Source organism: Paraburkholderia sp. 22099, assembly GCF_052045835.1.
Classification (GTDB): domain Bacteria; phylum Pseudomonadota; class Gammaproteobacteria; order Burkholderiales; family Burkholderiaceae; genus Paraburkholderia; species Paraburkholderia terricola.
In genome coordinates this window covers 1-12,059 of record NZ_JBQEPU010000039.1, presented here as the reverse complement: position 1 = coordinate 12,059, position 12,059 = coordinate 1, and the positions used below count along the sequence as shown (strand labels likewise).

General features: G+C 65.4%; 9 protein-coding genes. 6 read left to right on the top strand and 3 right to left on the bottom strand.

Translation table 11 applies throughout. The annotated features are described in order from the left end of the window. Positions 1–55 precede the first annotated feature (55 nt). Entirely contained in the window at positions 56–1,408 is a 1,353-nt protein-coding gene (locus ACTJLC_RS27705) for an LLM class flavin-dependent oxidoreductase (protein WP_310133625.1), read from the bottom strand. Positions 1,409–1,707: 299 nt separating this feature from the next. On the opposite strand from ACTJLC_RS27705, the gene ACTJLC_RS27700 reads away from it, so the two are divergent. The 6 genes from ACTJLC_RS27700 (at position 1,708) to ACTJLC_RS27675 (ending at position 9,805) form a co-directional block, all read left to right on the top strand. Then, positions 1,708–3,231, top strand: a complete 1,524-nt coding sequence (locus ACTJLC_RS27700) for a sugar ABC transporter ATP-binding protein (RefSeq protein WP_374710313.1) — start codon at positions 1,708–1,710, stop codon at positions 3,229–3,231. Beyond that, on the top strand, positions 3,228–4,292 hold the full coding sequence (locus tag ACTJLC_RS27695; RefSeq protein ID WP_310133620.1) for an ABC transporter permease: 1,065 nt from the start codon (positions 3,228–3,230) through the stop codon (positions 4,290–4,292). The genes ACTJLC_RS27700 and ACTJLC_RS27695 overlap by 4 nt, the downstream gene beginning before the upstream one ends. A gap of 145 nt (positions 4,293–4,437) precedes the next feature. Beyond that, entirely contained in the window at positions 4,438–5,676 is a 1,239-nt protein-coding gene (locus tag ACTJLC_RS27690) for an SfnB family sulfur acquisition oxidoreductase (protein ID WP_440845829.1), read from the top strand. A gap of 78 nt (positions 5,677–5,754) precedes the next feature. Further along, positions 5,755–7,197, top strand: a complete 1,443-nt coding sequence (locus ACTJLC_RS27685) for an LLM class flavin-dependent oxidoreductase (RefSeq protein WP_310133616.1) — start codon at positions 5,755–5,757, stop codon at positions 7,195–7,197. Between the two features lie 45 nt (positions 7,198–7,242). Further along, the gene (locus tag ACTJLC_RS27680; protein WP_374710309.1) at positions 7,243–8,322 is read left to right on the top strand and encodes a substrate-binding domain-containing protein; all 1,080 of its coding nucleotides are present in this window, start codon (positions 7,243–7,245) and stop codon (positions 8,320–8,322) included. Positions 8,323–8,461: 139 nt separating this feature from the next. Beyond that, a complete protein-coding gene (locus ACTJLC_RS27675; RefSeq protein WP_310133613.1) occupies positions 8,462–9,805 on the top strand; it encodes an LLM class flavin-dependent oxidoreductase in 1,344 nt (447 codons plus the stop codon). 72 nt (positions 9,806–9,877) lie between these two features. On the opposite strand, the gene groL is transcribed toward ACTJLC_RS27675, so the two are convergent. Both groL and ACTJLC_RS27665 read right to left on the bottom strand, forming a co-directional pair. Next, entirely contained in the window at positions 9,878–11,518 is a 1,641-nt protein-coding gene (gene groL, locus ACTJLC_RS27670) for a chaperonin GroEL (protein WP_310133610.1), read from the bottom strand. An 18-nt stretch (positions 11,519–11,536) separates the two neighbouring features. Then, positions 11,537–11,827 carry a co-chaperone GroES gene (locus ACTJLC_RS27665; protein ID WP_006052637.1) on the bottom strand — a complete coding sequence of 97 codons (291 nt, stop codon included), beginning with the start codon at positions 11,825–11,827 and terminating at the stop codon, positions 11,537–11,539. Between the last annotated feature and the right edge of the window lie 232 nt (positions 11,828–12,059).

The window sequence follows — 12,059 nt, the reverse complement described above, 5'->3', positions numbered from 1 at the left end:
GGCCGCGTTGCCGCTCGCGGTTGCCGCCACGGCCGCCACGGCCGCCGCGCGGCGTTCACACAGCCGCGGCTTGCCGGGCTTCCAGGTGGCGGCTCGCCGGCCGCGGCAAACCGAAGTGCTCGCGCAGCGTCCGTCCTTCGTATTCGGTGCGGAAAATGCCGCGCTGTTGCAGAAGCGGCACGACGCCGTCCGCGAAATCCTGCAAGCCGCCGGGCAGCACGTCCGGCATCAGGTTGAAACCGTCGGCGGCGCCGCCCTTGAACCAGTGCTCGATATCGTCGGCGATCTGTTCCGGCGTGCCGACGACCACGCGATGTCCGCCGCCGCCCGCCAGCGCCCGGATCAACTGACGCGCCGTATAGCCGTTGCCGCGCGCTTGCGCAAGCGTCGCGTGGAAGAACGTGTGATTGCCGTTGCCGCCGCCGGGCAGCGTGAGATCGTCGGGCAGACGCTCGTCGAGTTTCAGCCGCTCGACGCCCACGCCGAGGATGCCGGCCAGCCGCGTGAGGCTGTAGCTCCACGGAATCAGGTCGACCAGTTCGTCGCGACGGCGCAGTGCGTCCGCTTCGGTCGCGCCGATGATCGTCGTGAGGCCCGGCAGCACGCGAATCGCTTCGTCGCCGCGCCCGAGCGCCGCGGCGCGCGATTTGAGTTCCCGCGCGTAGGCAGCCGCTTCATCGAACGATTGCGACGCCGAGAACACCGCTTCCGCATGGCGCGAGGCGAGATCGCGCCCGTCCGCCGAGCCGCCCGCCTGGATCAGCACCGGATGTCCTTGCGCGCTGCGCGGCAGATTGAACGGACCGTCGACGCTGAAGTACTTGCCGCGATGCTCGATGCGGTGCACTTTCGCCGTATCGATGAAACGGCCGCTCGCCTTGTCGCCGATGAACGCGTCGTCTTCCCAGCTATCCCATAGCGCTTTCACCACGTCGGTGAACTCGGCCGCGCGTTCGTAGCGCGCCGCGTGATTCGGCACCGCGTCGCGGCCGAAATTGCGTGCCGAGCCGAGGTCGGCGGTCGTCACGATGTTCCAGCCGGCGCGTCCGCCGCTCAGATGATCGAGCGTCGCGAAGCGCCGCGCGATGTTGTACGGCTCGTTGTAACTGGTCGACGCGGTGCCGATCACGCCGATCTGCGAGGTGGCCGACGCGATGCCGGCCAGCAGCACGGTGGGCTCCAGCGCGGTGATCGGGCGGAAGTCGATCTGATCGGCAATCGACGCGTTGTCCGCGAGAAACACCGCGTCGAATTTCGCGGCTTCCGCGATCCGCGCGACGCGCACGTAATGGTCGATGTCGACGAACGCGCGCGGATCGGCTTCGTCCACGCGCCATGCGGAGGGGACGAAGCCCGAGTGGAGAATATTGACGTTCAGATGGAGCTGGCGACGCGGAGAGCTTGTCATGGATCGTTTCGAATACGGAAGAGGCCGGCGGGAAGATCGATTGCGAAGATGCGACTGCGCGCGACTGCGTCTGGCGAATCGTTCCATTGTCGATCGCCCGGCGATCCTGGACCATCAATCAATTCTGGTATCGATATGTCGGCAGGGACTAAGGACCGGCGCCATATTCAAATCACAAATGATCGTTTCTGTCGCGCTTGAATCGCCGCTAGCATGGTTCGCTTGAAGGCTGCTGTGATTACAAGCTAGTCGATCGGATCGTTCAGGAGAGCGCCACGGAAAACGCAACGCAGGAACGGATTGCCGGCGTCGCGGCGCAGCCGGCAGGTAGCGCTTCGCGCGCACCGCTTTTAAGCGCCACCGCCGTGACGAAACGCTTCGGCGCGACGCTCGCGCTGTCGAACCTCGATCTGTCGATTCATCCGGGCGAAGTCGTCGCGTTGATGGGCGCCAACGGAGCGGGCAAGTCGACGCTCGTGAAGATCCTGAGCGGCATTTATTCACCCGACAGCGGCGCGTTGACGCTCGACGGCAAACCGTACCGCCCCACGTCCGCGCAGGCCGCGAAGCAACTCGGCGTCGCGACGGTGCACCAGTCGATCGCCGATGCGGTCGTGCCCGCGCTGTCGATCGCCGACAACCTGCTGCTCGAGCGCCTGTGCGATCCGGGTTCGCCGTGGCGCGTGCCGCCTGCCGCGCGGCGCGCGGCGGCCCGACCGCTCGCGCAACGCGTCGGTCTGCGGGTCGACCTCGCGGCGCCGCTGGGTTCGCTGTCGCTCGCGAATCAGCAACGCGTGACGCTGGCCCGGGCGCTCGCTTCGCACCCCAGGCTGCTGATTCTCGACGAACCCACCGCGAGCCTGTCCGCCGCCGAAGCCGAGCGGCTGTTCGCGCAGCTCGAACCGTTGCGGGAGGAGGGCGTCGCGATTCTGCTGGTCTCGCATCGCATCGGCGATTTGCGGCGTATCGCGGACCGGGTCGCGGTGGTGCGCGATGGACGCCTGGTTGCCGACCTTCATCCGCCGATCGATTTCGACGCCGCCGTCGAAACGATGATCGGGCGCCCGTTGCCGGATGCGCGCACTCGGCGGACGGCCGGCACGCTGCCGCTCGAACCGTCGTTCAGCCTCCGCGATTTCCAGTTGACGCCGCACAGCGTGCCGTTCGACCTCGACGTGCGACGCGGCGAGATCGTCGCGATCGCGGGTCCGGTCGGCGGCGGCAAGTCGCGGCTCGCGAGCGCGATCTTCGGCGCGACGCGCGCGAGCGGCGGCCGGATGCTGCTCGACGGACAGCCGTGGCGTCCGCGCTCGCCAGCCGCGGCGATTCGCGCGGGCGTGTTCCTCGCCGGCGAAGACCGTTGGCGGTCCTCGCTGTTTCCCGACAGCGTGCCGTTCGCGTCGATCGCGGGCACGCTCAGCTTTCCGTTCCTGTCGCGCTGGTTCCGGCGCGGCACGGTGAAACGGGCGACGGAACGCGAAGTCGCCACGCAGGCGATCGCCAGTTTCGGGATTCGCTGCACCGGCCCCGACGATCGCCTGACGCGGTTATCGGGCGGCAATCAGCAGAAGGTCGTGCTGGCTCGCTGGCACGTCGAACCCGCGCGGCTGCTGCTGCTCGACGAACCGTTTCAGGGCGTCGACGCGGGCGCGCGCGCCGACATCGCCGATACGTTGCGGCACCATGCGCCACAGCGTGCGACGATCGTGTTCGTCAGCGATCTCGAAGAGGCCTTCGAGATCGCCGATCGCGTGGTCCGCTTCGATCGCGCGACGCTCGATCATCATCCCACCCACGACCTGAGTGCTCTTTCCGATCGATGAAATCCGTCACCCCTCCCATTGTGCGCGATGCGGCCGGCAACCGCCGTGCGCGTCCCGCGCTGCGCGGCCTACGTAGCTTGCGCGACCATCTGGAGCGCACCGGCATCCTGCTGGTGCTTGCGATCCTGATCGCCGTGTTCGCGAGGAAAGAACCCGCGTTCCTGAACATCGACAATCTGTTCAGCATCCTCCAGGCGGTATCGATCGTTGCGCTGCTCGGGATCGGCGTGACGATCACGCTGGCCGCGGGCGGCTTCGATCTTTCGGTCGGCAGCGTGGCCGCGTCGGCGCAGATGGCGGCGAGCTACGTGCTGATCGTCTGGCATGGCGGGATGCTGGAAGCGGTCGCCGCGTGTCTCGTGCTCGGCGTAGCAGCCGGCCTGTTCAACGGCCTCCTGATCACGCGGCTGCGCGTGCCGGATCAACTGGCGACGCTCGGCACGTTGTTCCTGCTGGCCGGGCTGCAATTGATTCCGACCGGCGGGCGCTCTCTTGCCACCGGCACGATCTTGCCCGACGGCTCCGAGGCGAGCGGGATGTTCCCCGACGCGTTTCTGGCGCTCGGCCGCCTGCGTCTGTTCGACGTGGTGCCGTTGCCCGTGCTGGTGCTCGCGGTGCTGACCGTGCTCGCGTGCATCGTGATGGAAACGACCCGCTGGGGACGCGTGATCTATGCGATCGGCGGCAACGAGACGGCCGCGCGACTCGCGGGCGCGCCGAGCGCGCGTTACCGGATCGCGGCCTACGTGGCGTCGGGCGCGATCGCGTCGCTGGGCGGCGTGCTGATCGCCGCGCGGGTCGGGCGTGGCGATGTCAGCGCCGGTCACTCGCTGCTGCTCGATGCGGTGGCGGCGGCGCTGATGGGTTACGCGGTGTGGGGCGCGAAGCGGCCCAACGTGTTCGGCACGGTGGTGGGCGCGGTGTTCGTCGGCGTGTTGCTCAATGGGCTGACGATGCTCAACGCGCCTTACTACATGCAGGATTTCATCAAGGGCGTGCTGCTGGTGCTCGCGCTGGCATTCACGTTCAGCGTCGGGCGGCGTACGGACTCGCGCGCGTAAGCCGCCTGGGAGCGGCCACGGCCGCGCACGCGCTGCGCGCAAATCCTTTGCATTCGCCAAGGAATATCGATTGCGGAATCGTTCAGTTTGCGCGCGTGATGGCCGCTGATAGATTGAACGAACGGTCATGCAAACGGAGACTCCCATGGCAGAAGTTGACGAAGCGGTTTCCTCGAAAACGTTCGATGCAAACCGGTCCGCGGCGCATGTGATTGCCGACGACGCCAAAGCGCTCGCCGTGGCCCACGAACTGGCGGCCCGTCTCGCGAAAGGCGCCGCCGGGCGCGATGCGGAGCGCCGTCTGCCGTACGACGAAATCGAATGGTTCTCGCAGTCGGGCCTGTGGGCGATCACCGTGCCGAAGGCATACGGCGGCGCGGGCGTGTCCTTCGTCACGCTGACCGAGGTGATCAAGATCATTGCAGCAGCGGATTCGTCGCTCGGACAGTTGCCGCAAAACCACTTCGGTCTCGTCGACGTGGTCGCGCTGACCGGCAGCGAAGCCCAGAAGCGGTATTTCTTCGCGCAGGTGCTGGGCGGCAAACGCTTCGGCAACGGCTTTTCGGAGAAGGGCACGAAGAACGTGCTGGATCTGAAGACGAGCGTGACGCGCGACGGCGATCACTACGTGGTGCACGGCACGAAGTTCTATTCGACCGGCGCGCTGTTCGCCGACTTCGTACCGGTGCTCGGACTCGACGCCGAGCGCAAGGGCTGGCTCGCCTATATTCCGAAGGGCACGCCGGGGCTGAGCGTGATCGACGACTGGTCGGGCTTCGGCCAACGCACGACCGCCAGCGGCACGGTGACGCTCGACCACGTGCGCGTGCCGGCATCGCTCGTGTTGCCCGCGCATCGCGTGACCGATTTTCCGACGCTCAACGGGCCGATCTCGCAGATCATCCAGGCCGCGATCGATGCGGGCATCGCCCAGGCCGCGCTCGCCGACACGCTGACGTTCGTGCGCGCGCGCTCGCGGCCGTGGATCGACAGCGGGGTCGAACGCGCGAGCGACGATCCGTTGACGGTGCGCGAAATCGGTCATCTGCATATCCAGTTGCATGCGGCCGAAGCGCTGCTCGAACGGGCGGCGCGCGTGCTCGACGCGAGCGCGGCAAAGCCTGAAATGACCGAAGACGACGTCGCGCGCGCGTCGGTCGCGGTCGGCGAGGCGAAGGTGCTGACCACGGAAGTCGCGCTGCTCGCGGGCGAAAAGCTGTTCGAGCTTGCCGGCACGCAGTCGACGCTCGCCGAGCACAACTTCGATCGTCACTGGCGCAACGCGCGCGTGCATACGCTGCACGATCCGGTGCGCTGGAAATATCACCTGGTCGGCAACTACTATCTGAACGGCGTCAAACCGGTGCGGCATCCGTGGAATTGACGGGATGACCGTGCTTCGCGCTATCGCTCGCGGCCGGCTCTGCCGGCGCGCCGTCGTCATCTTCCACTGAATCCGAACATGGCTAGAGAAATCCGCCTCAACGCTTTCGACATGAACTGCGTGGGGCATCAGTCGCCGGGCTTATGGGCGCATCCGCGCGATGCATCGTGGCGTTACAAGCAGATCGACTACTGGACCGACCTCGCGAAGCTGCTCGAGCGCGGCAAGTTCGACGGCCTGTTCATCGCCGACGTGCTGGGTATTTACGACGTCTTCAACGGCAACGGCGAGGCCGCGATCCGCCAGGCCGCGCAGGTGCCCGTCAACGATCCGATTCTGCTGGTGTCGGCGATGGCGAACGTGACCGAGCATCTCGGCTTCGGCCTGACCTGCTCGCTGTCGTACGAACATCCGTATCCGTTCGCGCGGCGCATGTCGACGCTCGATCATCTGACCGACGGCCGGGTTGGCTGGAACATCGTCACGTCGTATCTGGATAGCGCGGCGCGCAATGTCGGCCTGCCCGCCCAGGTGAGTCACGACGAGCGTTATTCGCTCGCCGAGGAATATCTCGAAGTCTGCTACAAGCTCTGGGAAGCGTCGTGGGAAGACGATGCGGTGGTGCGCGACGCCGGGCGGCGCGTGTTCACCGAGCCGTCCAAGGTCCACCCGATCAACCACCTCGGCCCCTATTTCGACGTGCCGGGCATCCACCTCTGCGAGCCGTCGCCGCAGCGCACGCCGGTGCTGTACCAGGCGGGCGCCTCGAAGCGCGGCAAGGATTTCGCCGCGCAGCACGCCGAGTGCATTTTTATCGCGGCGCCGTCGCGCACGATCCTGAAGCATTTCGTCGCCGATATCCGCGCGCGCGTGAAGTCGTTCGGACGCGATCCGCACGACGTGCTGATCTTCAATCTGCACACGGTGATCACCGGCAACACGTCGGCCGAGGCGCACGCGAAGCACGCCGACTATCGCCGCTATACGAGCGACGAGGGCGCGCTCGCGCTGATGTCGGGATGGACCGGCATCGACCTGTCGAAATACGACCTCGACGAGCCGTTGCGCTATGTCGAGAGCAATGCGGTGCAATCGGCGGTGGAGGCGCTGTCGAGCGCCGATCCGACGCGCGTGTGGACCGTGCGCGAGATCGCGAAGTGGGGTGGCATTGGCGGCCTGGGGCCGCTGTCGGTCGGCAGCCCGCAGGAGATCGCCGACGAGTTGCAGTCGTGGGTCGAGGAAACCGATGTCGACGGCTTCAACCTCGCGTATGCGCTGACGCACGAGAGCTTCAGTGATTTCGTCGACCTCGTCGTGCCCGAACTGCAACGGCGCGGCGTTTATAAAACCGACTACGCGGCGGGCTCGTTGCGCGAGAAGCTGCACGGGCGCGGTCCGCGGCTCGCCGAGCCGCATCCGGGCGCGGCTTATCGAACTCGGACGCTGAATCAAGCGCTGAATCAAGCGAGTGCCAATGGGCAGGCCGATGCGCCGACCCACACACCGGCACATGCCGGATAAAAACTATCCATCACAACGCTGTCCTTTCCGGTCTGGAGATCGCTGATGAAATCATTTCCGCGTCGTAAGTTCGAGACGAGCCTGAAGGCGCGCGCGCTTGCCGTCGTCGTCGCCACGGCCGCCACGATGCTGGCAGGCGCCGCCGCGCACGCCGCGCCGCTCAAGGGCGCGCCGGCGCCGTTCGACAAGGGCGGCGTGAAAGTCGCGCTCGTCAACTATCTGTCCACCGGCGATTTCTTCCAGGCCTACGAGGCCGGCGCGCAGAAGCAGGCGAAGGCGCTCGGCATCGATCTGCGCATCTACGAAGGCCGCCAGGACGCGGCGGAGCAACGCGAGCAGATCCAGCAGGCGATCAGCCTCGGCGTGTCGGCGATCATCGTCAATCACGGCTTGCCCGAATCGCTGAAGGACGTCGTGCAACGTGCGCTCGACAAGGGCATCAAGGTCGTCGCGTTCGACGTCGACCTCGGCAATTCGAAGGTGCCCCAGATCGAGCAGAGCGATCACGACCTCGCCGCGCTGCTGCTCGACCAGGCGGTGAAAGACAACGGCGACGCGTTCTCGGCCGGCTACGTGTATGTCGCCGGTTTTGCGCCGCTCGACCGGCGCGATGCGGTGTGGCGCGACTTCAAGGCCGCGCATCCGAAGGTTCAGGAGAAGGCGCGCTGGGGCACGGTCGACAATCCGATCGCGCAGTCCGTCGCCAATCAGGCCGCGGCCGCTTATCGCGCGCATCCCGAGATTCGCGTGGTGTTCGCGCCTTACGACGAATTCGCGCGCGGCGCGAAGCTCGCCGCGGACGAGGCGAACCTCGCGTCGAAGCTGCGCATCTACAGCGCCGACATTTCGACGTCCGACATCGAGGCGATTCGCGCGCCGAACAGCGCATGGGTCGCGACCGCGGCGACCAACCCGGCGGTGGTTGGCGCGGTGTCGGTGCGCGCCGCCGCGCTGTTGCTGGCGGGGCAGGAACCCGAGCACCGGATCGTCGTCAAGCCGACGTTGATCACGCGCGACGATCTGGTGAAGAACAACATCAGGACGATCGCCGAGCTCGGCCAGAAGTTTCCGGCATTCCGCGCCAGCGACGCGGCCACCGCTGCATGGATTCCGGCGGCCGACTGAGCATCGCGGACCTGGGCGATGGCACATCGCATCGAGCACGGAATCAACACCTCCTTCACGCAACGCTCGCGTGGCCGGCTCGACGCCGCGCACCACTTGTAGCCAATTCCTCCTGTCGTCATTTCTATCGCGGACTTCCATGAGCAGACGTAGCGGACACCTGCGCCTCGGCGCATTTCTCTATCCTTCCGGCCACCACATCGCGGCGTGGCGCCACCCTGACGCGAAGGCGGACGCCGGCGTCGATTTCCGTCACTACGTGCGGCTCGCGCAAACGGCCGAGGCCGCGAAGTTCGATCTGGTGTTTCTCGCCGACGGCGTGGGCACGCGCGGCGACGATGTCGATTTTCTGAGCCGCACCGCCCACAGCTATGTCGCGCAGTTCGAGCCGATCACGCTGCTGTCCGCGCTGGCGGCGGTGACCGAGCGCATCGGGCTCGTCGGCACCGCGTCGACGAGTTTCAACGAGCCGTATCACATCGCCCGTAAATTCGCGTCGCTCGATCACATCAGCGGCGGCCGCGCGGGCTGGAATCTCGTCACGTCGTCAAGCGAGCACGAGGCGAAGAACTTCAATCGCGACAAGCATTTCGACCACGCCGAGCGCTATGAGCGCGCGGCCGAGTTCGCCGAAGTCACGGCCGGCCTGTGGGACAGCTGGGAAGACGACGCGTTCGTTCGCGACAAAACCGAAGGCCGCTTCTTCGATCCGCGCAAGCGCCACGTGCTGGACCACAGGGGACGCTTCTTCCAGGTCAGAGGGCCGCTCAATGTCGCGCGGTCTCCGCAGGGGCATCCGGTCGTCGTGCAGGCCGGATCGTCGGAGGCGGGGCGCGAACTGGCCGCAAAAACCGCCGAAGTCATCTTCACCGCGCAACAGACTTTGCAGGACGCGATCGATTTCTACGCGGACGTGAAAGGGCGGCTTGAATCCCGTGGCCGCCGGCCTGACGATCTGAAGATCATGCCCGGCGTGTTCCCGATCGTCGGCCGCAGCGAGAGCGAGGCGAAGGAGAAGTTCGAGGAGTTGCAGTCGCTCGTCGATCCGAAGGTGGGATTCGCGCTGGTATCGGGACTCACGGGCGGGTTCGATCTGTCCGGCTATCCGCTCGACGGTCCGATTCCTCAACTGCCCGATACGAATGCGAGCAAGAGCCGCCAACTGCTCACACTCGAACTCGCGCGCCGCGAGAATCTGACGATACGCGAGCTCTATCTGCGAGTGGCGGGCGCCCGCGGTCATTGGCAACTGGTCGGAACGCCGGCGCAGATCGTCGATCAACTCGAAGAGCGTTTCATGAACTACGGCGCGGACGGCTTCAACGTGATGCCGCCGGTATTGCCGAATGGGCTCAATGATTTCGTCGAACTGGTATTGCCGGAATTGCGGCGACGCGGACTGTTTCGCGAAGAATACGAAGGCAGCACGCTGCGCGAAAACCTCGGTTTGCGGCGGCCGGAAAACCGCTTCTTTCCGAAGTGATGAAGGTGAAACGACACACGCCGGCGCATGCCGGCGTGTGTATGTTCTCGAGTCCGTTACAAGCTCAACCGTTTAGAAGTCCAGTCCGGGGCCGCCTGCGCCCGGACCGCCCGGCTGTCCTGCGGCCGGTGCCTCCTTCGGTGCTTCATGCACGGTCGCGTCGGTAGTCAGCAGCAGACCCGCCACCGATGCCGCGTTTTGCAGCGCGGTGCGCGTGACCTTGGTCGGATCGAGCACGCCTGATTGCACGAGGTCGCCGTACTCGCCGGTCTGCGCGTTGTAGCCGAAATTGCCGGTGCCTTCGGCCACTTTCGCGACGACCACGCTGGCTTCCTCGCCGGCATTCGTGACGATCTGGCGCAGCGGTTCCTCCAGTGCGCGCAGCACGATCTTGATGCCCGCGTCCTGATCGGCGTTCGCGCCCCGAAGGCCGCTGATCGCCTGTTTCACGCGAATCAACGCGACGCCGCCGCCCGGCACGATGCCTTCTTCAACCGCGGCGCGCGTGGCGTGCAGTGCGTCGTCGACGCGGTCCTTCTTTTCCTTCACCTCGATTTCGGTCGCGCCGCCGACCTTGATCACGGCCACGCCGCCCGCGAGTTTCGCGACACGTTCCTGGAGCTTTTCGCGATCGTAGTCGGAGGTCGCTTCCTCGATCTGCACGCGGATCTGTTTGACGCGCGCTTCGATATTCTTGCTGTCGCCGGCGCCGTCGATCACGGTGGTGTTTTCCTTGCCCACCTCGATGCGCTTGGCTTGACCGAGTTCCGCGAGCGTCGCTTTTTCGAGCGACAGTCCCGTCTCCTCGGCGATCACCTGGCCGCCGGTCAGAATCGCGATGTCTTCGAGCAGCGCCTTGCGACGATCGCCGAAGCCCGGTGCCTTGACGGCGACCGTCTTCAGGATGCCGCGAATGTTGTTGACCACGAGCGTGGCCAGCGCTTCGCCTTCCACGTCTTCCGCGATGATCAGAAGCGGCCGGCCCGCTTTGGCGACCTGTTCCAGAATCGGCAGCAGATCGCGAATGTTCGACACCTTCTTGTCGTGCAGCAACACGAACGGGTTGTCGAGCACGGCGACCTGTTTGTCCTGGTCGTTGATGAAATACGGCGACTGGTAGCCGCGATCGAATTGCAGGCCTTCGACCACGTCGAGTTCGTCGTCGAGCGACTTGCCGTCTTCGACGGTGATCACGCCTTCCTTGCCGACACGGTCGATCGCTTCGGCAATGCGCTGCCCGATCGACTCTTCGCCGTTAGCCGAGATCGTCGCGACCTGCGCAATTTCCTTGCTGGTGGTGGTCGGTTTGCTGATCTTCTTGAGTTCGTCGATGGCGGCGACCACGGCCTTGTCGATGCCGCGCTTCAGGTCCAGCGGATTGAGCCCCGCCGCGACGTACTTCTGTCCTTCGCGAACGATGGCTTGCGCGAGCACGGTTGCAGTCGTCGTGCCGTCGCCGGCGGCGTCGCTGGTGCGCGACGCGACTTCCTTCACGAGTTGCGCGCCGATGTTCTGCACGCGATCCGGTAATTCGATTTCCTTCGCAACCGATACGCCGTCCTTGGTCACGACCGGCGAGCCGAAGCTGCGTTCCAGTACCACGTTGCGTCCCTTCGGACCGAGCGTGACCTTGACCGCGTTGGCGAGGGTGTTGACGCCCTCCACGAGTTTCGAGCGGGCGATGTCGCTGAAGATGATTTCCTTGGCTGCCATGATTGAAAGCTCCGTTCTTTATTGAGTGACGACGGCGACCACGTCTTCTTCGCGCAGCACGAGCAATTCGTTGCCGTCCACTTTGACCGACTGACCCGCATATTTGCCGAACAGCACGCGCTCGCCGACTTTAAGATCGGGTTCGACGCGCTTGCCATCGCTATCGCGCTTGCCCGGCCCAATCGCGATCACTTCGCCCTGATCGGGTTTCTCGGCGGCGCTTTCGGGAATCACAATGCCGGAAGCGGTTTTGGTTTCCTGGTCGAGACGCTTGACGATCAGGCGGTCATGCAAGGGACGTAGGCTCATGGTTCGAATTCCGCGTATGAGTTTTGGCACTCGTCGTTGGTGAGTGCTGACCGGAATCGAGTATAGAAAAAAGAGCGCGCGTTGCTCCAATAACAGATTCAGCGATCCTTATCTGCGTATTTCACACCAAGCTGGACAGCGATTTCGCGCCAAGCTGGACAGGCATTTCACGCGAAGGTGGGCACGGATTTCACGGCAAGCTGGACAGCGATTTCACGCGAAGCTGGACAGT

Excerpts from the sequence above, each read along its gene's own strand:
- ACTJLC_RS27690 (WP_440845829.1), top strand. The coding sequence starts at position 4,438 with ATGGCAGAAGTTGACGAAGCGGTTTCCTCGAAAACGTTCGATGCAAAC.
- ACTJLC_RS27665 (WP_006052637.1), bottom strand. The coding sequence starts at position 11,827 with ATGAGCCTACGTCCCTTGCATGACCGCCTGATCGTCAAGCGTCTCGAC.
- ACTJLC_RS27685 (WP_310133616.1), top strand. The coding sequence starts at position 5,755 with ATGGCTAGAGAAATCCGCCTCAACGCTTTCGACATGAACTGCGTGGGG.
- ACTJLC_RS27680 (WP_374710309.1), top strand. The coding sequence starts at position 7,243 with ATGAAATCATTTCCGCGTCGTAAGTTCGAGACGAGCCTGAAGGCGCGC.
- groL (WP_310133610.1), bottom strand. The coding sequence starts at position 11,518 with ATGGCAGCCAAGGAAATCATCTTCAGCGACATCGCCCGCTCGAAACTC.
- ACTJLC_RS27705 (WP_310133625.1), bottom strand. The coding sequence starts at position 1,408 with ATGACAAGCTCTCCGCGTCGCCAGCTCCATCTGAACGTCAATATTCTC.
- ACTJLC_RS27695 (WP_310133620.1), top strand. The coding sequence starts at position 3,228 with ATGAAATCCGTCACCCCTCCCATTGTGCGCGATGCGGCCGGCAACCGC.
- ACTJLC_RS27675 (WP_310133613.1), top strand. The coding sequence starts at position 8,462 with ATGAGCAGACGTAGCGGACACCTGCGCCTCGGCGCATTTCTCTATCCT.